The sequence below is a fragment of the Flavobacterium notoginsengisoli genome (assembly GCF_042686225.1).
In the GTDB taxonomy this organism is placed as follows: Bacteria; Bacteroidota; Bacteroidia; order Flavobacteriales; family Flavobacteriaceae; genus Flavobacterium; species Flavobacterium notoginsengisoli.
In genome coordinates this window covers 59,452-82,628 of the sequence record NZ_JBHUOT010000002.1, presented here as the reverse complement: position 1 = coordinate 82,628, position 23,177 = coordinate 59,452, and the positions used below count along the sequence as shown (strand labels likewise).

Annotated in this window: 16 protein-coding genes; 10 read left to right on the top strand and 6 right to left on the bottom strand. The window is 33.0% G+C overall.

Annotation, left to right across the window (positions count from 1 at the left end):
- The first annotated feature begins 45 nt into the window (after positions 1-45).
- The 7 genes from ACFS3A_RS05550 (at position 46) to ACFS3A_RS05520 (ending at position 9,295) form a co-directional block, all read left to right on the top strand.
- On the top strand, positions 46-1,605 hold the full coding sequence (locus tag ACFS3A_RS05550) for a hypothetical protein (RefSeq protein ID WP_379824455.1): 1,560 nt from the start codon (positions 46-48) through the stop codon (positions 1,603-1,605).
- 84 nt (positions 1,606-1,689) lie between these two features.
- Positions 1,690-4,884 (top strand): SusC/RagA family TonB-linked outer membrane protein, encoded by a 3,195-nt coding sequence (locus ACFS3A_RS05545; protein ID WP_379824453.1) that lies wholly within the window; start codon positions 1,690-1,692, stop codon positions 4,882-4,884.
- 16 nt (positions 4,885-4,900) lie between these two features.
- Positions 4,901-6,334 (top strand): SusD/RagB family nutrient-binding outer membrane lipoprotein, encoded by a 1,434-nt coding sequence (locus ACFS3A_RS05540; protein ID WP_379824452.1) that lies wholly within the window; start codon positions 4,901-4,903, stop codon positions 6,332-6,334.
- Between the two features lie 15 nt (positions 6,335-6,349).
- Entirely contained in the window at positions 6,350-7,108 is a 759-nt protein-coding gene (locus tag ACFS3A_RS05535) for an immunoglobulin-like domain-containing protein (RefSeq protein WP_379824451.1), read from the top strand.
- A gap of 52 nt (positions 7,109-7,160) precedes the next feature.
- Positions 7,161-7,625: a lipid-binding protein gene (locus ACFS3A_RS05530; RefSeq protein ID WP_379824450.1), complete on the top strand. Its 465-nt coding sequence runs from the start codon at positions 7,161-7,163 to the stop codon at positions 7,623-7,625.
- Between the two features lie 84 nt (positions 7,626-7,709).
- Positions 7,710-8,444 carry a 23S rRNA (guanosine(2251)-2'-O)-methyltransferase RlmB gene (rlmB, locus tag ACFS3A_RS05525; RefSeq protein WP_379824449.1) on the top strand — a complete coding sequence of 245 codons (735 nt, stop codon included), beginning with the start codon at positions 7,710-7,712 and terminating at the stop codon, positions 8,442-8,444.
- A gap of 47 nt (positions 8,445-8,491) precedes the next feature.
- Positions 8,492-9,295 carry a DUF2490 domain-containing protein gene (locus tag ACFS3A_RS05520; RefSeq protein ID WP_379824448.1) on the top strand — a complete coding sequence of 268 codons (804 nt, stop codon included), beginning with the start codon at positions 8,492-8,494 and terminating at the stop codon, positions 9,293-9,295.
- Position 9,296: 1 nt separating this feature from the next.
- Here the strand turns inward: ACFS3A_RS05520 and ACFS3A_RS05515 are convergent, their stop codons facing one another.
- Together ACFS3A_RS05515 and ACFS3A_RS05510 are read right to left on the bottom strand one after the other, a co-directional pair.
- Entirely contained in the window at positions 9,297-9,803 is a 507-nt protein-coding gene (locus ACFS3A_RS05515) for a hypothetical protein (RefSeq protein WP_379824447.1), read from the bottom strand.
- 63 nt (positions 9,804-9,866) lie between these two features.
- Entirely contained in the window at positions 9,867-10,625 is a 759-nt protein-coding gene (locus tag ACFS3A_RS05510) for a rhomboid family intramembrane serine protease (protein ID WP_379824446.1), read from the bottom strand.
- A gap of 175 nt (positions 10,626-10,800) precedes the next feature.
- On the opposite strand from ACFS3A_RS05510, the gene ACFS3A_RS05505 reads away from it, so the two are divergent.
- Positions 10,801-12,078, top strand: a complete 1,278-nt coding sequence (locus tag ACFS3A_RS05505; RefSeq protein ID WP_379824445.1) for a replication-associated recombination protein A — start codon at positions 10,801-10,803, stop codon at positions 12,076-12,078.
- A gap of 16 nt (positions 12,079-12,094) precedes the next feature.
- Here ACFS3A_RS05505 and ACFS3A_RS05500 read toward each other — a convergent pair whose 3' ends face one another.
- From ACFS3A_RS05500 to radC, 3 genes are read right to left on the bottom strand one after another with little or no spacing between them, the layout of a single operon-like run.
- Positions 12,095-12,868, bottom strand: a complete 774-nt coding sequence (locus ACFS3A_RS05500; protein ID WP_379824850.1) for a hypothetical protein — start codon at positions 12,866-12,868, stop codon at positions 12,095-12,097.
- A gap of 2 nt (positions 12,869-12,870) precedes the next feature.
- Positions 12,871-13,557: a YjjG family noncanonical pyrimidine nucleotidase gene (locus ACFS3A_RS05495; RefSeq protein WP_379824444.1), complete on the bottom strand. Its 687-nt coding sequence runs from the start codon at positions 13,555-13,557 to the stop codon at positions 12,871-12,873.
- Positions 13,558-13,560: 3 nt separating this feature from the next.
- Positions 13,561-14,250: a RadC family protein gene (gene radC, locus ACFS3A_RS05490; protein ID WP_379824443.1), complete on the bottom strand. Its 690-nt coding sequence runs from the start codon at positions 14,248-14,250 to the stop codon at positions 13,561-13,563.
- A gap of 104 nt (positions 14,251-14,354) precedes the next feature.
- Here radC and ACFS3A_RS05485 point away from each other — a divergent pair, with 104 nt between their 5' ends.
- Positions 14,355-14,978, top strand: a complete 624-nt coding sequence (locus ACFS3A_RS05485) for a DUF1287 domain-containing protein (protein WP_379824442.1) — start codon at positions 14,355-14,357, stop codon at positions 14,976-14,978.
- Positions 14,979-15,068: 90 nt separating this feature from the next.
- Here ACFS3A_RS05485 and ACFS3A_RS05480 read toward each other — a convergent pair whose 3' ends face one another.
- Positions 15,069-16,424, bottom strand: a complete 1,356-nt coding sequence (locus ACFS3A_RS05480) for a UDP-N-acetylmuramate--L-alanine ligase (RefSeq protein ID WP_379824441.1) — start codon at positions 16,422-16,424, stop codon at positions 15,069-15,071.
- A 218-nt stretch (positions 16,425-16,642) separates the two neighbouring features.
- Between ACFS3A_RS05480 and ACFS3A_RS05475 the strand changes: the two genes are divergently transcribed.
- Positions 16,643-23,137 carry an alpha-2-macroglobulin family protein gene (locus ACFS3A_RS05475; protein ID WP_379824440.1) on the top strand — a complete coding sequence of 2,165 codons (6,495 nt, stop codon included), beginning with the start codon at positions 16,643-16,645 and terminating at the stop codon, positions 23,135-23,137.
- The last annotated feature ends 40 nt before the right edge of the window (positions 23,138-23,177 follow it).

Sequence of the window (23,177 nt, the reverse complement as noted above, 5' to 3'; positions counted from 1 at the left end):
TCTCAAACAATTGACTCTGTTTCATATAACAAAAAACATCCTAACATGAAATCTCTTTTTACAGAAATCACGAAAGTCACAAACACATTAACAAAACAAGGGTATCTTGATACCGAAATAACAGAAAACAAGAAAACAAATGACAGTACTTTTACTATAATAATCGACCTGAAAAGCAAAATAAAAGAAGTACATATATATATAGGTATAAAAAATTCACTTTACAGCGAAAAGACACCAACCCAAGACAGCATATTTATTCCTTATTCCGAATTAGAAAACTTCCTTAATCAAGAAATATCTAACAAAGAAAAAGCAGGTTTTGCGTTCACAAAATTAAAATTAAAAAATATCACCAAAAAGAATTCCATAATTTATGCCGATTTAAATTTGGATTCTGAAAAAAAAAGAATCTTAAATTCCATTATTCTAAATTATGTAAACTCGGATTCAAAAGAATATTTTCCAAAAGGAGCACTAAAACAATTAAACAAAAAATATACAAACAGAACTTTCAATCAGGAAATCATTAAAAACATTTATACCGATTTGAACAGCTTTGAATTTATTTCCCAAACAAAATACCCAGAAATACTTTTCACAAAAGATTCCACAAAAATTTATACTTATATCGAAAAAAGAAAAGCAAACACATTTGATGGCTATATTGGATTTTCAAATGACGAAAACAAAAAACTTGTCTTAAACGGATATTTAGATATTTCATTAATCAACACACTTAGAGCCGGAGAAAAATTTTCATTGTACTGGAAAAGCGATGGCAATCAACAAAAAACATTTAACACCAAAATTGAAATCCCGTATATTTTCCAATCCCCTATCGGAATAAAAGCCCAATTAAACATATTCAAACAAGACAGCACCTTTCAAAACACCAAAACAGATATCAATTTAGGCTATTATCTAAACTACAACTCAAAACTTTACATAGGATACCAGTCAACAGAATCGAGCGACATTCAAAACACAAACAATTCATCAATTAGCGACTTCAACAACTCTTACCTTACTACAACTTTCGATTTCCTAAAGACAGACTACCAAAATCCAATATTTCTTAACAAGGCCTATCTATACACTTCGTTAGGATTTGGGAAACGAACCACAAATAACAGTCCTGAAACAGCAGGAACGAGCGATCAGTTCTTTGCAAACATTAATTTCAAATACAACTTTGAAGTAAATCCTAAGAATTTCATTAACATAAATTCACAAAATTATATCTTAAAGAGTCAGAACTACATTTCAAACGAATTATTCCGCTTTGGAGGAATGAACTCTATCAGAGGTTTTTTAGAAAACAGCCTTCAGGCCAACTTCACTTCAATGATTCTTACAGAATATCGATATTTAGCATCTAAAAATCTTTATATAAATTCAATTCTGGATTATGCACTTTACCAAGACACAACAAGTGTTTCAAATAAAAATCAAATAAAGAAATTAATAGGAATTGGAATTGGAACCACAATTCAAACGACAAGTGGTATATTAAAAATAAACCTTACTAACGGAGGAGAAAAAACTTCAGATTTGCAATTATATAACACTATCATAAACATATGTTATAATGTTAAATTTTGATCTTTAACGAAAAAAATATTTTTTTTATTAGGAAAGTTAACAAATTATTAAGAGTTTTGCGATACTAATTCAAAATATTTAAAAATGAAACTAAAGTTCAATGGATTCTTAGTACTTTTACTAGTACTAGTTGCGCAATTATCATTTGCGCAAGAAAGAGCTGTTTCTGGGACAGTTTCTGATAATGCAGGAATGCCTTTACCGGGTGTTAGTGTATTAGTAAAAGGAACTAAAACAGGAACACAAACTGACTTTGATGGTAAATTTTCGATCAAAGTATCACCAAGCCAAATTTTGGTATTTAGCTACATTGGGATGAAAACTCAGGAAGTAGCTGCAAGTTCTTCTACTGTAAACGTTAAAATGGCGGATGCAGGAGCTCAGGAACTTGAAGGCGTAGTTGTAACTGCTTTTGGTATCAAAAGAGAGAAAAAGTCTCTTGGATACGCAACTACAACTTTAAAATCAGACGCGCTTACACAAGTAGTTAATGCTAACCCATTCGAAACACTTTCTGGTAAAATTGCAGGGGTTGATATCACTGCTCCATCTCAGCCAGGAGCTTCTACAAAAGTTGTTATCCGTGGATTGAACACAATTACAGGAAACAACGGACCACTTTATGTAATTGACGGAACACCAATTAACAATACCCCAACAGGTACTGGAAATAAAGGAGTTGCAGTTTCTACAAGATCATATGATGCTGGAAACGGTGTAAGTGATCTTGACCCTAACAATATTGAAAGCATGACAGTTCTTAAAGGTGCTGCTGCTTCTGCATTGTATGGATCAAGAGCTGGTGGTGGTGTAATTATCATTACAACTAAAAAAGGTAAAGCAAACAGCGGAATTAAAGTTGATATGTTAGCTTCTACTGAGTTAAGCGAAGTAGCAAGAGTTCCGCACAACCAAACTCAATTTGGACAAGGATGGAATGGAGTAAGTTACTCAGGAGCTAATTCTTACAGTAATGAAAATGGTTCTTGGGGACCTGCATTCAATGGAGAGGTTAGACCTTGGGGATCTGTTTACAACAACAGTCAACAAATTAAGCCTTATGTAGCTTTAAAAAACAATGTTAGAGATTTCTACAACACTGGAGTAATGTCTACACAATCTGTTAACTTAAGTGGTGGTGGAGATACATCTGATTTCTCTTTAGTCTTTTCTAATGTAAACAGTGATGGTGTTGTACCAACAGATGTTGATGCATACAAAAAACAATCTATTGGTTTCAATGGAGGGCTAAAAGGCAAAAGATTTACTTTAAGAACCTCTATAAACTATATCTACAAAGACCAAAGTGTTGTTAACACTGGTCAGGGTGATGATGCAGGACAAGGTTCTACATTACAACAAGATTTATTACAAATCCCTACAGACGTAAGTATCGTAGACTTGAAAGATTACAAAAACAATCCTTTCAACTCTCCTTCTTACTACTTTACTCCATATGCTACAAATCCATATTTCTCAATAAATGAGAATAGTACAAGAATTTATGGAAGTAACGTTTTTGGAAATGCTAACTTAAGCTACAAAATTACAGACAAATTAACTGCTACATGGCAGATTGGAGGTAACGTTAGAACTGAAAGATTCAAAAGTTACGGAGCTATTGTTGATTATTTACCAGGAAGCCCACAAGCTGCAGCAGGAAGTTTGACAGTAGGTGGAGTTACAGAAGGAAGATCTGAATTCTCAGAATTTGATACATTCTTCAATCTTAACTACAACACTAACTTAAGTGAAGACTGGACATTAAACCTTTTAGGAGGTGTTAACTTTAACAAAAGAGAGTCTGACGAACTATTCAACACAATTACCAACTTAGGTATCCCTGGATATTATGAACTTTCTAACTCTGCTGTTAGACCTACAATTACTCAATCTAATAGTGTTAGAAAAACTGGAGCGGTTTATGCATCTGCAGAGTTTGCTTTCAAAAACAGATATTTCGCTACTATTACAGGTAGACAAGATGTTACATCTACATTACCAATTGGAAACAATAGTTATTTCTACCCATCAGCATCTTTAGGTGCAATTGCAATCGACAATGGAGACACTTTCTTAAAATTAAGAGCTGCTGCATCTAAAATTGCAAATGACACAGATCCTTACAAAACATTAAATTCTTACATTCCTGGATCTGCTGCTGCTAATTTTGGTATCATTGCATCTCCAGTTGGAGGAGTTAGTTTTTACGAAGCTAATGGTAGACTTGGAAACCCTGATTTAAAACCAGAATCTACAGTTGAATATGAACTTGGTGCTGAAGGATCATTCTTCAAAAACAGAATCAGTTATGATGTTGCTGTTTACCACAAAACAACTAAAGACGCAATTGTTAACTTGCCGTTAGATCCATCTACTGGTTATACACAAAAGACTATCAATGCTGCAACAATCCAAAATAAAGGTATTGAGCTTTCTCTTAGTGCAAGTCCGATTAAAAACCAAGACTTTACTTGGAATTTAACTTACACTTTCACTAAAAACTGGAATGAGGTAACTGAAATCAACGGTGGACTTCCTTATGTTGACTTAGCTGCAGGATATAACGTATTCTTTAGAGCTGTAAAAGGCCAACCAATTGGATCGTACTACTCATTAGTACCAAAAACTAATGCTGCCGGTCAACCAATTGTAAGTGCTGCAAACGGTGTTAACGTAGCTAGTACTGAAGCTGAAAATGTTGGAAACTCTCAACGTGATTTCGTAATGGGTTTACAAAACAGTTTTAAATACAAAAACTTTAATTTAGGTATATCTTTAGACTGGAAACAAGGTGGAGAGATGTATTCTTACACAAAAAGATTAGCTCATTTCGTAGGAAATGGTATTGAAACTACTTACAACGACAGAGCTCCGTTTATTGTACCAAACTCTGTTAACGAAGTTGTTGCAAATGATGGAAGTGTAACTTATGTAGAAAACACTACTCCTGTTTCTTATGAGAACATAAACAACTATTACAATACTCAAACTAATACCGGATACGAAAAAAATCACGTAATCGACAAAACATTTGTACGTCTAAGAGAGGTAAATTTAAACTACGATTTCCCTTCTGCACTTAGTAAAAACATGGGATTAAACAAAATCACATTAGGAATCTACGCAAGAAACTTGTTTATGTGGACTCCTGGAGATAACCCATATGTTGATCCTGAGGTAGGAACTTACGGAACTGGTGTACTTTCAGATTTAGGAGAATTTGGAGCTAACCCATCACAAAGATCAGTAGGTGGAGTTTTAAAATTATCATTCTAAAAAAATATATAGTAAAATGAAAAAGATAGCAACAATAATAACAGCTCTTTTCTTGTTAGTGTCATGTGATGAAACATTTGACATTAATAGAGATCCGGATTTATTACCTCCGGGGCAAGCAAATAGCACCATTTTTCCTGCAGGAATTGCAGGTCTTGCAGGTGCTCAGGGATCTTACTACGCTTTAATTGGCGGATTTTGGTCTCAATTTTGGACACAAAACAATACTTCTAATCAATATAAAGATGTTGATCAATATAGTATTGGAACTAATGATTATCAAACAGGTTATGCAGCTATGTATGATGCATTAAATGATATTAGAACTGTAAAAGCTCAGGCTCTTGCTCAAGGTAATACAAAATATTATTTAATGGCAACTGTTCTTGAAGTTGAAGCTTCACAAGTTTTAACAGATTTATACGATGCTATTCCATATACAGAAGCAAATAATACTAACATCTTATATCCTAAATTCAATACAGGTAAAGAAACTTATGATTTAATGATCGCTGATTTAAAATTAGCTTTATCAAAAGACCTAAACTCTTCTGTAGGTGATAATCCAGGTAAAGATGACTTCCTTTTTGGAGGTGATATGGCACAATGGACAAAATTCGGTAATACTTTATTGTTAAAATTATATATGAGATTAACAGAAGTAGACCCTACTTTAGCTCAGTCAGGAATTACAACTTTAATTAATTCAGGTGCTGCATTTTTAGATACAAAAGATGCTGCCATGACACAATTTGAAGATGCTGCTGACAGAAGTAATCCATTATACGAAACAGACAGAAGACAATTAAATACAACTGGAAACCTTAGAGCTAGTAAAACACTTTATACTTATTTGCAAACAAATGCGGATCCACGTTTAGGCAGATACTATGGTGCTGGAGTTCCTAACAATCAAGGTGACTTCTTAAATAGTACTACTAACTTATCTTTAGTTACATTAAGCGCTACTACCCCATTTTATTTCATTAGCAGAGAAGAGAGCTACTTCTTACAAGCTGAAGCACTTACAAGATATTTTGGAGGAGCTGGAGCAAAAGCTAAATATGATGAAGGTGTTACAGTTGCAATGGCAAGATTTGGTGGAGCTGCTTCAACATTTTTAGGTACAGGAGGAAAATATGAATTTCCAACAACAGGAACAGTTCAACAAAAAGTTGAGGCAATTATCATGCAAAAATGGGTTGCAAGTTTCCCTGGAAACGGATACGAATCTTTCTTCGAACAAAACAGAACAGGATATCCTAGAATATCTGCAGTACCTCAAACTAGTGAGTCTTACATCCCTGGACAATTTAGAATTTCTGTAAACAGCCAGACAGGAAGTTTATTCCCAAAAAGAGTTGTTTTACCTAACAGTGTAAAAACAAGAAATCCTAATGCACCTGCTTTAAAACTAATTACTGACCCAGTTTGGTGGGATGTTAACTAATTTAAAATTAAGAAAATGAAAAATATATTCATAAAACTGATGACAGTAGTAGTTAGTGGTTTACTACTTACTTCTTGTGACGCTGATTCAAGTGCCGGAGTATCTAAGGTTACAAACTATCCTGTATTTGAAGTTAATGGCGAGACCACTTTATTTGTAGCACAAGGTGCAACATATAACGATCCTGGTGTTGTAGCTACTGAAAACGGTGCTGAAATTCCTGTAGAAGTATCTTTTGCCGGAAAATACAGAGGAGCTAAAACTCTTGACACAAGTAAAATTGACCAATACACTCAAACTTACAGTGCTACTAACGTAGATGGTTTTAAAGGAAGTACTACAAGAAAAGTAATTGTTTACAAAACAGGAGATCTTGTTACAAGTATTGAAGGTGTTTATATTGCTACAACGAGAAGAAATGGGACTTTAATGGCTGCATCTCAAGGAAGTTCAGTAGATGTGAAATACATTTATATCTGGAAAAATGCAGATGGTAGTTATGAAGTATCTGATGCTTTCGGAGGATGGTATGATATTTCAAGAAATATTGGAGTAACTTCTGCTGCTGTAGGCGGAACAATTACTGGTAATATCGCTACTAATACGTTTACTTTCCCTGGAATTCCAGTGTGTGCATACTTTGGAGGATCTGCAAAAATATCAGGCTTAACTGTTGATCCTGCTACAAAAACACTTGTACTAACAACTGATTGGGCTGCTGATGCAGCGACTAATTATAAGTTTGTTTCAACATTAACTCAAGTACAACTTTAAAATTATTAAAATGAAAAAATTAAAATTAAATATAACACGTGTACTTGTAGCAATGCTTGTACTAATGTCATTTGTTGCTTGTGACGAGGTAGGAGATACTGATCCAGGAGGAACATCAACTGAAGCAATGGCAGGAGACTGGTACGTTCAAACATTAGTTAACGGAGTAGTAGTAGTTGATTATAAACTTCTTTCAACTTACAATACTGCAGCAAATAATGGAAAAGAATTCTGGATTGATGACCACGGTAACGTTTGGGATTTTAAAGTTAAGGCACCACTAACCTTAAGTGCATTATCATTTGCAGGAAATAACTTAGCGAGCAGTGTTGATGATTATGATGTTAATGTAAATATCACAGAAGGAAAAATCACTAAGAATGGTGCTACATCTACTGGAGGACACAAAGTTGACGGTATCTCGTTTAAAGCTCAATTTTCAGATGATCCAACACCAGGAACCATTTACGAAATAAAAGGGTATAAGAGAACTGGTTTCCCTGAAGACGAACACTAAAAAGCTATATAAAGCATTTTACTTAAACCATCCCATTAATTTGGGATGGTTTTTTTTTATATAAACATTACCTATATTTGTCCAATGGAAAAAGAACATCAAATATTTGGCATCAGAGCCATTATAGAAGCAATTCAGGCAGGAAAAGAAGTAGATAAAGTATTTATTCAGAAAGAGATTTCTGGTGAACTGATGAAAGATTTAATGAAGGTAATGAAACGTGCCAACATTAACTTCTCTTATGTCCCTGTAGAAAAATTAAACCGTCTTACTCCAAATAATCATCAGGGTGCTGTAGCAACTATCTCTCCTATTGGTTTTATTGATTTGGAACATCTTGTAGAGTCAACTATTGAATCTGGTAAAAAACCTTTATTTCTAATATTAGATCAAATTTCCGATGCCAGAAATTTTGGTGCAATTATTAGAACTGCAGAATGTACAGGTGTAAATGGAATTATTATTCAAAAAGCAGGTTCAGCACCAGTAAACGGAGATACTGTTAAAACATCAGCCGGAGCTGTATTTAATGTGCCAATCTGCAAGGTTGAACATATTAAAGATGCTATTTTCTATTTACAAGGCTCCGGAATTAAAACGGTGGCAGCTACTGAAAAAACAGATCAAAATATTTACGATGTTTCATTAGTTGATCCTGTCGCCATAATTATGGGATCTGAAGATCGTGGTATAAATCCGTCTGTTTTGAAGATCGTGGATGAAAAAGCAAAACTACCAATGTTTGGTTCTATAGGATCCTTAAATGTTTCCGTTGCCTGTGGTGCATTTTTATACGAGACTGTCCGACAAAGAAGTTAAATTACATTGAGAATTAAGATTAGAATGAATAATTAAAACTTTAATTAATGCTTTCAAAATCTAATCCAATACAAAAAATAAAAATAGTTCGAAGCCTGTTTGTAATTTTAATCATTACAAGCAGCTACGGACAAAATTCTACTTATAACCAATTTTGGAATGAAATTCAGTTCAATCAGACTCTCAGTAAAAAATGGTCAACTGAAATAGATTTAGCAACTGCTTACAGCAGTACAGAATCTTCTTCAAACTTATTTGAAAACACTATTCAAAGATCTTTGCGAGGCTGGGCACATTATTACTATTCCTCCAGATGGAAATTATCCGGTTTTGTAGCCTACTACAGCAATAAAGATGTTCCAGAAATTGGGCAATTTGAATCTCCGGAATGGCGCTTCGCGCTTCAGGGAATTTATTATTTTCATAAAACAGGTTATACTTTAAGCACAAGAATACGTTCTGAATTTCGCCACATGAAAAATCAGGATGACAATTATGAAAATGTTTTCCGTTACAGGCAACAGATAAAATACATACAACCCATAAACAGTAAAATCTTAAGGGAGGGTGTTATTTATGCAGTAACTTCAGATGAAATATATTTAAAATCCGGGGCAAAGGTTACGGGAGAAAACTTTTTTGACCGAAATAGATTTAACATCGGTGCCGGATATTTGTTTTCTGATGACATTCAGGTTGAACTAACCTATTGCAATGAGTTTTTACCTCGCACCAACGGTAATCAAACTACAAATGCCGCTTCTTTGACCATTAGCTTCAACAATCTGCTAAGGAATATTCAGAAAAAAATTGCCAATAGACATGATCAGGAAATAAAAGACGAAGAATAACTTATTTTTCTTCCTCTTTCAAAAAACATTTAAGCTGTTCACTTATAGCTTTTTTATGTAGTTTAAAATTATAACTTCTTACAAACTCTGTTCCCTCCATATTAATCTGAGCACTTACGGCTTCATAATTTGAAAAAGCATTTAAATCTTTATCATCAATTAAATAAAGAACCTGCATTATTGAATCATTTCTTCTATATTGTGTATCATAGTGTGCCAACTTATAAGTATTCTTATCTGCAAGATGAATAATTAAATCATCTTTTATCTTCTTACCAATTTTCTTATCAGGAAATGGTGTTGGCTGTAATGCCACAAAATAATGCTCTTTGTCTGTAACTATATTAATTTTTAAAGATTTAGATTTAGTGGTATAAAACACTGCCGGTTCAAAATAATACATCATACTTCCGTCTGCCAATATCCTGTTTTTAATTTCACATTGGGCATTAGCCACATTACTAAAAACAAAACACAAGAGCAGAGCCCATAACTTTATTTTATTCATGACACTAGGAATTAAATTGTTACACTAACAAATTTACTCATTTAATATCAAAAACGAATTAAACTAAATTTCGTCTTCCAAATCTGTTTTCTTTGTCACAATATAATTGACCGGATGACTGGAGGAAAAATAGTCCATTATATCTTCTTCATCAGGGGAGCTATTTACAAAGTTTCCATTTTCATCAAAATGTTTCATAAAAGAATCAGTCGATGGATCAAAATCCGGTCGTTGCCAATCGTATACAATAGGTTTTGTATATTCCGGCGTTTTATAAAACAATGTAAAAGCAAAACCCGTTATAAAACCTCCTAAATGCCCTTCCCAGGAAATAGATTGATCTACATCCGGAAAAACGTACCAGATCATACCACCGTAAAGTATAACAACCGTTAAAGATAAAGCAACTAACCTATAGTAGCGGGTTTGAATTCCTTTGAAGAAAATAAAACTCACCAAAACATAAATTAAACCGCTTGCGCCAATATGAAAATTTGATCGTCCGACCATCCAGGTAATTAATCCCGAAAATAAGATTCCGTAAACAATTACCCCAAATGTCTGTTTGGGATAAAAAAACTGAATAGCAGCCAACAATATTAAAAGCGGAATACTATTATTATATAAATGCTCTAAATTTTCATGAATAAAAGGACTGAACAAAACCCCTCGTAAACCTAAAATCTCGCGAGGATATATTCCGTATTGATAAAAATCAAAATCAAAGCGAATCTGCATCCAATAAATGATCCATAAAAAAAGGACAAAAAATAAAGGAAGCCCAATAACCGAATTTGAAAACTTAAAATTAGTATCGCTCATATTTTTCTAAATTACAATTCTTAAGAACTCAAAAAACTATCCAAAAATATTTTACTGATAATTTGTCATAATAAAAGACCGAAACTTGTCCCGGATTGGAACAATCGTACTTCGCATCATTGGTTTTAACTTTCCCGAGATAAAAATTAAAATTAAAAAACAGTAATTTTGTAAAATGGAAGCACCGTTAGCAGAGCGCATTCGTCCGCAAAATTTAGAAGATTATATTAGTCAGCAGCATTTGGTTGGTCCAACCGGATCTTTAACTCAGCAAATTTCAAAAGGAATAATCCCTTCATTGATTTTTTGGGGACCACCCGGCACAGGAAAAACAACACTTGCCCAAATTATTGCTCAGGAATCAAAACGTCCTTTTTATATCTTAAGCGCCATCAATTCGGGAGTTAAGGATATACGTGATGTTATCGAAAAGGCAAAACAAAGCGGTGGGCTCTTTACTGCCAAAAATCCGATTTTGTTTATTGATGAGATTCACCGATTCAGTAAATCTCAACAAGATTCACTTTTAGCCGCAGTCGAAAAAGGCTGGATAACTTTGGTTGGTGCTACCACAGAAAACCCAAGTTTTGAAGTAATTCCTGCATTATTGTCACGTTGTCAAGTTTACATTTTAAATGCCTTTACAAAAGCCGATTTAGAAGCTTTATTGCAACGAGCAATGAAAACTGACAGCTACTTACTGACTAAAAAAATCAACCTTAAAGAAACTGAAGCTTTACTGCGTATCTCCGGAGGTGACGGAAGAAAACTACTAAACGTTTTTGAGCTTGTTATTAATGCTTCGTCAGGTGATGATATAACCATTACCAATGACCGCGTTTTAGAATTAGTACAACAGAACACTGTACTTTATGACAAAACCGGTGAACAGCATTACGATATTGTTTCTGCTTTTATAAAATCAATTCGGGGCAGTGATCCAAACGGTGCCGTTTATTGGCTTGCCAGAATGATTGAAGGAGGCGAAGATGTGAAATTTATTGCGCGAAGAATGTTAATCTTATCCAGCGAAGATATCGGAAATGCCAATCCGACCGCTTTTATCATGGCAAATAATACCTTTCAGGCGGTTACTACGATAGGATATCCCGAAAGCCGAATAATTCTAAGTCAATGTGCAATTTATCTTGCCACATCTCCAAAAAGCAATGCCTCTTATATGGCTATCGGAAATGCACAGCAATTAGTAAAACAAACGGGAGATTTGCCCGTTCCAATTCATTTGCGCAATGCCCCGACCAAATTGATGAAAGAATTAGGCTATGGAGATGAATACAAATATTCTCATGACTATGCCAATAATTTTGCCGAACAGGAATTCTTACCTGATGCCATAAAAGAAACGGTTCTTTACAATCCGGGAAGCAATTCCAGAGAGAATAGCAACCGCGAATTTTTAAAGAACCGTTGGAAAGACAAATACGGTTATTAACCCGTATTTGTATGTTTTAGAATTTTACTGTAATTTTTTCTGAAACTAATTTATCATTTTGATAAGATTCAAAATACCATTGCCCGTCTTCTTTTAATATTAAAGACCCCTGAACATTATCTTTTATAGCGATAAAAACATTTGGCTGAGAAGTTTTAAGAAGCTTCATTACTACTTTTGGTGTTTTATCAATTAACTGATAACCTGATTCTGTTGGCTGTGCGTATAATAAATTTGGATCTTTCAAATCAGGAGAAGGAACAGCCGCTACGGTTTGTGTAGCTGCAACGGTTGTTGTTGCCGCAACAGCTGCAGCAGGAGCTTTTGCTGAAGATGTAACTCTTGTAGTTGCTATTGGATTACCACTGTATTTATAATGCAATGCATAAACAGATTTAAAAGCATTATCAAGAGATTCTTTATAGGCTAAATCATAATCTTTTTCTTTGCTTCTACCAACTTCAGAAGTATAAACCACCTGCCCAAAGCAATCTTTAAACTGAACAAAAAGTTTAGTTACCAAAAAAGCATTATCTTTTACTACATCCATATACAAAACCTGACAACGATCTGTGTAACCATCAGGAAGTTGCTCATTCGAATAAAAACCTTCAAAGCCAGCTTTGGTCAAATTTTGTTTACTTAAAGTTGCCAAACGATATTGATTATCGGTTTTCATAAATTCATATTTCAAAGGAATAATTACTGCTTTGTAATCATTAAGAGAAACAGACTGCGCAAATCCAACAACTGAACATAAAATTGCAGTAAGTAAAAATTTAATTTTCATCATTATAAATATTTTTTTAGTTCTAATAAATGGTTTATTTGTTTATAATCACCGGAAACATCCAGTTTTCTTTCGTTAAAAAAAATCGCATCCAAACCGGCATTTAGAGCGCCGGTTACATCTGCCTCAAAATCGTCACCGATCATAATACTATTTTCTTTCGAAGTATTAGCCAGTTTCAAAGCATAATCAAATATAATACTATTTGGCTTTTTTACACCTGCTAACTCAGAATTTGTTATCGTATTGAAATAACTTCCTAAAGAAGCATTATTTATTTTCTTGTCCTGTACGCTGGCAAATCCGTTTGTAATAATATGAAGTTTATATTTTGGTTTTAGATATTCCAAGACTTCGATGGCTCCATCAAAAAGATAATTATTATCAGTCAGAAACTCGATATAATCATTCGCAATTGCTAATATATTTTCTTCAGAAATGACATAATTTAAAGCATCAAAAGAAAACTTTAAACGATTAAAACGTAATTCCTGATGTGTAATTTTATCATTCTGATAAAGCCTCCAGCATTCCTGATTTATTGGAATATATTCCTTAATAAAATCTTCAGTAATAATCTCCTGATATTTACTTTTAAAAATACGATCAAAAGCCATTGCAGAGTTTTTGTCAAAATCCCAAAGTGTGTGATCTAAATCAAAAAAGACGTCTGTAATTGTGGTATTCATGTGTTAAAAAATTCCTTCATCTACAAAACTATAATATTTTGATTCAGTTATAATCAAATGATCTAAAACTTTAACATCTAAAATTTCTCCTGCCTCTTTAATTTTCTTCGTGATTTGTTTGTCTGCATTACTTGGTTTTAAATCTCCCGAGGGATGATTATGACACAAAATCAAACCTGTAGCACCATTTTCTAATGCTAATTTGAAAATCAATCGCATATCTACAACTGTGCCTGCAATACCTCCTTTACTTAATTGTGATTTAGAAATCACCTTGTTTGAATTATTAAGAAAAAGCACCCAAAATTCTTCATGAGGAAGTTCGCCGATAATGGGCTGCATTATCTCAAATACTGCTTTACTCGAAGTTATTCTTTTTAACGTCAAAACATCCTCAGCTCTCTGTCTTCTTCCTAACTCTAATGCAGCAACAATTGAAACTGCTTTTGCTTCACCTATTCCTTTAAACTTTAGTAATTGAGAAATTGACATTTTACCTAAAGCATTTAGATTTTTTGCATTGGCTAAAATTCTTTGACTTAATGCAACTGCCGATTCATTTCGGCTTCCAGATCCAATTAAGATCGCCAATAATTCGGCATCACTCAAAGCATCTTTACCTTTTTTCATTAATTTTTCGCGAGGTTTATCGTCATCTGACCAATCTCTTATAGCGAAATGTCCTTCATTCATAATCACACCATATAAAAAGCGAATATACAGAAAAAGAAGAAAAATCTTTCAAATAAATATAATCGATTTTAAATTTGATTAACTTTAGAAACAAAAACCTAAAAATGAAATCATTACATATTTCTCTTTTATTCATTTTTCTCTTGTCCTGCCAACAGAAAGAAACAAGAAAAATTATTTCACTACATTATGATGAACCAAAAACTTTTGGAGAAAAATTATCTAAAGCGGCAATATCTATAATTGATCCATCTATTGATTATGATCCTTCTTATTTTAAAATTGAATATCCAAACGGAGATGTTCCAAAAAACAAAGGCGTCTGCACAGATGTAATCATACGCTCTTATCGAATATTAGGTATAGATTTACAGAAAGAACTTCACGAAGATATGCTTGAAAATTTCTCCTTATATCCGAATCTGAAAAAATGGGGAATGACCAAAACAGATACCAATATCGATCACAGAAGAGTTCCTAATTTAGAAGTTTTTTTTGAGAGAAAAGGAATTAAACTTCCTATAAGTCAAAATGCAAAAGATTACCAAACAGGAGAATTAGTTACCTGGATGATTAATGACAAACTGCCCCATATTGGCATCATAACCAATAAAAAATCAAAAGATGGAGAAAGAAATCTAATTGTCCATAATGTTGGCGGAGGACAAGTTCTGGAAGATTGTTTGTTTGATTATAAAATCACTGGCCATTTTAAATATTGGGAATGAAATTCTAAATCCAAATCCCAAATTCCAATCCATAAAAAAGCCGATTGTTTTACAATCGGCAATTATCTCATTCTCAAATTGATTAATTCTCTAATTAATCAACCCTTTTACATCATCAAAATTCAAACCTCCGTAGTTCCCTGAACTCATCAATAAAAGTGCAGAATTATCTAAATTTAAATTGAATAAATATTCTTTAAATTCAGCCGGATTGGTATAAATAATTAAATCTTTTCTGTTGAATGCAGTTGCTATCTGCTCATAAGTCACTTCTTCCAACTGCTTAATTTTTACAGCATCCGGCGAGTAAAAAACAACCGCAACATCAGCATTATCTAAAGCGCCTTCATATTCTTTCAAAAATGCCGCATTTAAACTGCTGTATGTATGCAATTCCAGACAAGCAACCAAAGTTCTGTTTGGATATTGTTCTTTAACTGCTTTCGTTGTAGCGGCAACTTTACTTGGCGAATGCGCAAAATCTTTATAAGCCACTTTTCCTTTTCCTTCCGCAATTTTTTCTAAACGCTTAGAGGCACCTTTAAAGCTTGCAATTGCTTCGTAAAAATCTTCTTCATCCACACCCATATTTTGGCAGATCCATTTTGCTCCGGCCAAATTATTTAAGTTATGCGCTCCAAAAACTTCAATTGGCATATCGCCTTCCGGAGTTTTTAACAAAGTAACTCCATCGCTCACAGCATATTCCGGAGTTGAATAAGCAATTTTTCGAATTGGATTCGTTGCTGCTTCAGAAACACGTTTTACTTCCGGGTCATTTTCATTGTAAACTAAAATTCCGCCATTTGTAATTTTCTGAATAAAAATTTCAAACTGCTCTACATAGTTTTCATAAGTTGGAAACACGTTAATATGATCCCAGGCAATCCCGGAAATTAAAGCAATATTGGGTTGATATAAATGAAATTTCGGACGACGGTCAATTGGAGAAGACAAATACTCATCGCCTTCCAAAACCATAAAATCATTTTCTTCTGTTAAATGAACCATTGTATCGAATCCCTCCAACTGTGCTCCTACCATATAATCTACAGCAATATTGTGATAGTGCATTACATGCAGAATCATCGAAGTAATTGTAGTTTTTCCATGAGAACCACCAATTACAACACGAGTTTTATTTTTAGACTGTTCGTATAAAAATTCAGGATAAGAATAGATTTTAAGACCCAATTCCTGTGCTTTTAATAATTCAGGATTATCTGCTTTTGCATGCATTCCTAAGATAATCGCATCAATATCTGAAGTGATTTTTTCCGGAAACCATCCCATTTCTGCAGGAAGAATTCCTTTTTTTTCTAATCTTGATTTTGAAGGTTCAAAAATAGCATCATCACTTCCTGTAACCTGATAACCTTTATTATGTAATGCTAATGCCAGATTATGCATTGCGCTTCCGCCAATGGCGATGAAATGTGTTTTCATTTAAAATGTTTAATCGTTAAACTGTTTAATCGGTTAATCGAAATGGCAAATAACTAATTAAACTTGATAATTATTTTTCAAAAATAAGGAAATATAATATGCATCATTTGGTTTTAAAGATAAATTGTTAATTTGTGCGAAAACTATTTTAAAAAAAAATCATTCGTCATTTCCAACCTTTTTTAAAATTAGAGCATCTTTTAGATTAAAACTATCTTATGAAAAATATACTATTTTTATTCTTATTTATTTCGACAGTACTTTTTGGTCAGCAAAATGATAAAAAATGGGATAATGTTATTGCCTTTGAAAATGAAGGCAAAGTAAAATCTGCCAACGAGATTGTTTCCAAAATTTATAAAAAAGCTGTAAATCAAAAAGACGAAGTCCAAATGATAAAATGCTTCTTTTACCAATCTAAATATTTGCAGGTTGTTGATGAAAATGCACAGACGAAAATTTTAAATAATTTGCAAACAGATATTAATCGCGTTTCTATTCCATCAAAAGCAATTTTGAATTTGGTGTATGCGAAATGTTTGACCGATTATTACAGCAATAACAGATATCAAATTAACAGAAGAACAAATACTACGGTTTTAGACTCCGATTTTTTAACATGGACTGATAGTAATTTCATTTCTCAAATTAATCTCGTCTTAAAAAACTCATTAGAAAATGAGGCTATTTTAAAAAACACCCCTCTGATAAAATACGAAGCAGTCTTTGATTATCCTACACTAGAAAAATTCAAAACGTTAAATGTATTCAATTACATACTATCGGAAAATATTTCTATTCTAACACAGAAATTACGTACTTGGGAAATTAAGAAAAGTGAGTTTTTTGATTTTAAAAAAGAGCTTTTAGGGAATTCAAATGATTTTATAAAAGTAAATTTTGATGCGGTTTCTAATGAAAATCTCAAGATGATTTTAAAATTTTATCAAAAACAAGAAATCAATAATCCTTCAGCAGAAAACATTTGGCAAAGAATTCAATTCAGCAAAAATTATATTGTTGATGCTGATGAAGATTACATTAAAGCCTTGACAGCGTTTCAAAAACAAACCAATGATGTAAATCTTATTCACAACATTCAACTCGAAAAAGCATATTATTTAGCTCAACATGCATCCAAACATACTTTTCCAGATTACAATATAAAAGCAGTTGCGACTCTCGATAGTATTCTAAAAACAGAAAACAAATCGAATGCTTATAAACTGGCGCTTCAAAAAAAAGAAGCTATTTTGCATAAATTTTTAAATGTAAAGCTTCAAAAGTACGTTTATAATAATGAAAACATGAGAGGTTATATTCGATATCAAAATATTGAAAATCTTAAAATTTCATTCTTTAAAATCAGTCAGGCACAAATTAAGCAGACTAAAACATATAAGAGAGACAGCATAATTGAGAATCTTGTCACAAAAACAAAACCCACAGCCTCACAAATCTATCCGCTTGTCGATAAAAAAGATTATTATGAATATTCTACTGAAGTTTTGCTTCCTAAATTAGAAACAGGTTCTTACTTGGTCTATTTTGAAAGTGAATCTGATACTAAAGGCAAGAAAGCAACTGCTTTTGAAACCATAACGGTTTCTCCATTTATAGTTTTGGCATCACAAAATGAAAAACAGGAAAATTATCAGATTTTAGATCGAAAAACAGGAAAACCTTTAGAAAATATAACCGTAAAAACTCGTTCTTTCTCTGTTATAACAAATAAAAACGGAAATGCTGTTTTGGATAAAGTAAAAGATGGCTACGATGAACTTATCTCTTTCTACACTGCAAATGACACGCTTTCTGTAAACAAAAACTACCTTTATTACAATACTGAATATGATGATCTGAATAATAAAGATCACAAATTTAGCGCAACAGTAGAATTCTATCTAGACCGCGCAATTTATCGTCCTGGGCAAACGGTTTATTACAAAGGAATTGCCGTACAGAGATTAAAAGGCAAAGTTTCTGTAGTTCCTTACACTTCGTTTAAAATTACTGTTGAAGATGCCAATCAAAGTGATTTTAAAGAATTTGACGTAACTACAAATGAATTTGGATCTTTTTCCGGAGAATTTATTCTGCCAAAAACCGGACTTACAGGAACTTTTAATATTAAAGCAGAAGAACCAGATGATTATGAAAAAGACAAAGCTTACGATAAAACAAAAAACGAACATCCATTTTGGGACAATGTCAACTTATCTTATTCAGAGTTAGGCTTTAGAGTTGAAGAATACAAACGTCCGAAATTTGAAGTTAATTTTGAACCTAAAAAAGAAAGTTTCGAACTTAATAAACTAGCAAAAGTAAACGGAACTGCAAAAGCTTTTGCAGGAAGCAACATTTCTGATGCGAAAGTAACTTATACTGTTACCAGAAGTACAAATTATTTTAGAGATTACTATTCGCAAGAACCGAATGAAGTATTAAAAACAGGAGAAACTAAAACGGATGCATCAGGAAAATTTACGATTGATTTTACAGCACTTCCTTCGGAAAATGCGATAAAAGAAAAACTTCCTGTTTTTTCTTATTTGATAAAAGCTTCTGTAACCGATATTAATGGCGAAACGCACGATGCCCAAACTACTATAAAAGTGGGCTATCATGATTTAGAGCTTAACACTACTGTCAAGACCTTAATTTCGACCAAAAATAAAAATGCTATTAAACTTACGAGCACCAATTTAAATGGCGAGTCAAAAGCGGTTAAAGCAGATGTGAAAATTTATTTTCTTAATCCGATCTCTACAAAATTCAAAACCAGAGTTTTTCCTAATCCTGATATCGAAGCGATTTCAGATGCAGAATTTGAAAAATTATTTCCTTATGAATCCAACATAAAATTAAAAGACAAAACACCAGAAACTTTAGTATTTTCTAAAAAGATTGATACGGAAACCGACAAAATCCTTCTTTTAGATTTTATTTCAAATTATAAATCTGGAAATTATAAAGTTATCTTTTCGGCTCAAGATAGTTTTGGAAATTTAATTGAAAACAGCTCCATTTTTAAAATTAAACAAAGCAAAGATAAATTTGATACAAGCAGATTATTTACTGTCGAACAAATAAATTCTGATGCAAAAAAAGATGGTTTTGCTTTACTAAAACTAACTTCTGTTATACCCGATTTATATATCATAGGAACGGCTAATTTTGAAGGCAATATTTTTTCAGAAGAAACCTACCATCTTGAAAATCATGAAACTGTAATTCGGATTCCACTTAAAAAAGAATTCAAAGATATTGTCACAATTAATTTTGAAAGTGTTTTTGAAAATGAAAAATTTGATAATAGTATCTCTGTCGCTCTGAAATCAGAAAAACCAGAATTAAAATTTGATGTAGATACTTTTAGAAGCAAATTACAACCTGGAAGTTCCGAAAATTGGTCTTTTAAACTTACAGGAACAGCAACAAAAAAAGAAGCTGAAGTTTTGGCTTCTATGTACGACGCTTCTTTGGATCAATTTGCTACAAAAAACTGGGAAAGGTGGAATAGTTATTACAACAGCGGCAGTATTGTTCGCGGTACATCGAAATCAGTTTTAGGAAATGAAAAAACGAATACTATAATCTCTTATCCAAATAGCAACTCTAAATCCATAGAACTTAAAAATGAAAGCACAAAATTAATCTGGTTTGGATTTGACTTTAACAGCTCGAATTACAATGCACTTTACCTTCAAAGAGAATATCAAAGACAATTAAGCAAAAAAGTAAAAAAGCCAGCAAATGCCAAAATGATATCGGGAATTGTAACCGATAACAACAAATTGGAAATACCTGGTGTATCTGTAACCGTAAAAGGCACGCAAAGAAGTACAACAACCGACTACGATGGATATTATGAAATAGAAGCTAATGAAAATGAAGAACTTGTATTTTCTTATATTGGCTTTAAAAGTGAAACGGCTGTTATTTCCCGAAACAAAATCCAAAATATTATTTTAAAAGATGAATCTTCTAATTTAGAAGAAGTTGTTGTAGTAGGTTATGGTGTTCAGAAAAAACAGTCTTTAACAGGAGCAGTTACCCAAATGGTCGTTCAAGAAGACAATACCGTTTATAATACAGCCGGAATTTCAGATACATTATCTGGAAAAATTGCTGGTGTGAGTGTAAGCGACTATAAAGTTATGATTAGAGGAAATGGTTCTATTTCAGGGGCAAATTCTCCAATTTACGTCATAGACGGAATAATAGTAGCCAATATAGACAATATAGACCCAAAAGATATTTTAGCAATCGATGTTTTGAAAGACCAAAAAGCAACTGCCCTTTATGGAAGCAGAGCTGCAAATGGCGCTATTATCATTACAACAAAAAAAGCATTAGAAGAGTTAACCCAAGTCAAAGCCAGAAAAAATCTTTCTGAAACTGCTTTCTTTTTCCCAAATCTAAAAACAGATTCTAAAGGAAGAGTAAGTTTCAACTTTACCTCTCCGGAAGCGCTTACAGCTTGGAAACTTCGTTTATTGGCTCATAACAAAGATGCCGTTTTAGGATATCTGGAAAAGAATGTTGTTACACAAAAAGAATTAATGGTTGTACCTAATTTTCCAAGATTCTTTAGAGAAAAAGACACCATTGTAATCAGTGCTAAAATTTCGAATGTTACTGCTGAAGCGAAAACGGGAATCGCAAGCTTGCAGTTTTTTGATGCCACAACCATGCAGTCAATTGATGCTAAAATGCTCAATACAAAAAACATTAAAAATTTTACTATTTCAGCATACGGAAATACAACAGCAAACTGGATCATTACAATTCCTGAAGGATTACAAGGCGTTCAATATCGAATCGTAGCAAAAGCAGGAAATTTTTCGGATGGAGAAGAAAATATTATTCCTGTTTTGACCAATAATATGCTGGTAACTGAAAGTGTTCCAATTTGGGTTCGTGAGAATTCAACTAAAGAATATATGTTTGAGAATTTAAAAAACAATAATTCTACAACATTAAAAAATCATCAATTTACACTAGAATATACTTCAAACCCAACTTGGATTGCCATTCAGTCGCTTCCGTATTTAATGGAATACGAACACGAATGTGCCGAACAGACTTTTGCACGATATTATGCCAATGCCTTAGCTTCAGAAATTATTTCGAGTAATCCAAAAATTGCAACTGTTTTTGAAACTTGGAAAAAAAGCGGTAAACCAACTTCTAAGTTAGAAGAAAATGAAGAATTAAAATCACTGATTCTTGCCGAAACTCCTTGGCTCAATGACGCTCAATCTGAAGACGAAAAGAAAAAGAATTTAGCACTTTTGTTTGATTTAGAGAAAATGAAAAGTTCACAGGAAACTACTTTCGACAAATTAAAACAAAAACAAAAATCATCTGGTGGATTTTCTTGGTTTGACGGCGGTTATGAAAGCGAATATATTACAAGACATATTCTGGCTGGTTTAGGTCATTTAGAAAAACTGGGCAAAAACAATACAGTCAAAAGTGATGAAATTACTAAAACTGGAATTCCGTTTATAGATTCTAAATTTTTAGAATATTATAAAACCACAACCAAAAACCTGAAAAAGAACGAGAAATTAACTTGGTTTAATCCGTATTCTGATCTGCATTATTTGTATACGAGAAGTTTTTACTTAGAGAAATATCCGTTATCAGATACCTTAAAAAAAGCCACAAAACTATATTTAGAAACAGCCAAAAAAGAATGGCTTAATTATTCTCTTTATGAAAAAGGATTGGCGGCTTTAACACTAAATCGTTTTGGAGAAAAAGAAAGTGCCAAAAAAATAATCGAAAGTCTAAAAGAAACTGCATCAAATAATGAAGACTGGGGAATGTACTGGATTGCCAATAAGGCAGGATGGTATTGGTATCAGGCGCCGATAGAAACTCAGGCTTTATTGATCGAGGCTTTCGCCGAAGTAAATAACGACACTAAATCGGTAGATGCGATGAAAGTCTGGTTATTGAAAAACAAACAAACCAAAAACTGGCCCACAACAAAATCAACTACCGAAGCTATTTATGCTTTATTAATGCAGGGAACCGACTGGCTTTCGGTAAAAGACAATACAGTTATAAAATTGGGAGATGAAAAAATCCTAACTAAAAAACTATCAGAAAATGAAAAAGAAGCCGAAACGGGTTACATCAAAATGACTTGGAAAGCCGAAGAAGTAAAGAAAGACATGGCTTCCATCAAAATTCAAAACAAATCAAAAGTTCCAGGTTTTGGAGGTGTTTATTGGCAGTATTTTGAAGATTTGGATAAAATTAAAAATAACTCCGGAGCAGTTTTATCTGTTTCAAAAGAATTGTATTTGAAGAAAAACACGCTAAAAGGTGATGAACTTCAAAGAATAACAAATAAAAATCCTTTAAAAACAGGTGATTTAGTTACTGTTAGATTAATTATTACAGCCAAAGAAAATTCAGAATACATTCATTTAAAAGATATGCGAGCTTCCTGTTTTGAGCCTGTAAATGTACTTTCTGAATATCAATACAAAGATCGTTTAGGCTATTATATGAGTACAAAAGATGCGGCAACGCATTTCTTTTTTGACCAAATCAACACAGGAACTTATGTTTTAGAATACGATATTCGAGTAAACAACAGCGGAGAATTCTCCAACGGAATTACCACAATCCAAAGTATGTATGCGCCAGAATTTGCAAGCCATACAAAAGGAATTCGAGTGAAAGTTCAGTAGGAATTATACATAAAAAAAACCTAACAGGTTTTAAAAACCT

Excerpts from the sequence above, each read along its gene's own strand:
- ACFS3A_RS05550 (WP_379824455.1), top strand. The coding sequence starts at position 46 with ATGAAATCTCTTTTTACAGAAATCACGAAAGTCACAAACACATTAACA.
- ACFS3A_RS05545 (WP_379824453.1), top strand. The coding sequence starts at position 1,690 with ATGAAACTAAAGTTCAATGGATTCTTAGTACTTTTACTAGTACTAGTT.
- ACFS3A_RS05540 (WP_379824452.1), top strand. The coding sequence starts at position 4,901 with ATGAAAAAGATAGCAACAATAATAACAGCTCTTTTCTTGTTAGTGTCA.
- ACFS3A_RS05535 (WP_379824451.1), top strand. The coding sequence starts at position 6,350 with ATGAAAAATATATTCATAAAACTGATGACAGTAGTAGTTAGTGGTTTA.
- ACFS3A_RS05530 (WP_379824450.1), top strand. The coding sequence starts at position 7,161 with ATGCTTGTACTAATGTCATTTGTTGCTTGTGACGAGGTAGGAGATACT.
- rlmB (WP_379824449.1), top strand. The coding sequence starts at position 7,710 with ATGGAAAAAGAACATCAAATATTTGGCATCAGAGCCATTATAGAAGCA.
- ACFS3A_RS05520 (WP_379824448.1), top strand. The coding sequence starts at position 8,492 with ATGCTTTCAAAATCTAATCCAATACAAAAAATAAAAATAGTTCGAAGC.
- ACFS3A_RS05515 (WP_379824447.1), bottom strand. The coding sequence starts at position 9,803 with ATGAATAAAATAAAGTTATGGGCTCTGCTCTTGTGTTTTGTTTTTAGT.
- ACFS3A_RS05510 (WP_379824446.1), bottom strand. The coding sequence starts at position 10,625 with ATGAGCGATACTAATTTTAAGTTTTCAAATTCGGTTATTGGGCTTCCT.
- ACFS3A_RS05505 (WP_379824445.1), top strand. The coding sequence starts at position 10,801 with ATGGAAGCACCGTTAGCAGAGCGCATTCGTCCGCAAAATTTAGAAGAT.
- ACFS3A_RS05500 (WP_379824850.1), bottom strand. The coding sequence starts at position 12,868 with ATGAAAATTAAATTTTTACTTACTGCAATTTTATGTTCAGTTGTTGGA.
- ACFS3A_RS05495 (WP_379824444.1), bottom strand. The coding sequence starts at position 13,557 with ATGAATACCACAATTACAGACGTCTTTTTTGATTTAGATCACACACTT.
- radC (WP_379824443.1), bottom strand. The coding sequence starts at position 14,250 with ATGAATGAAGGACATTTCGCTATAAGAGATTGGTCAGATGACGATAAA.
- ACFS3A_RS05485 (WP_379824442.1), top strand. The coding sequence starts at position 14,355 with ATGAAATCATTACATATTTCTCTTTTATTCATTTTTCTCTTGTCCTGC.
- ACFS3A_RS05480 (WP_379824441.1), bottom strand. The coding sequence starts at position 16,424 with ATGAAAACACATTTCATCGCCATTGGCGGAAGCGCAATGCATAATCTG.
- ACFS3A_RS05475 (WP_379824440.1), top strand. The coding sequence starts at position 16,643 with ATGAAAAATATACTATTTTTATTCTTATTTATTTCGACAGTACTTTTT.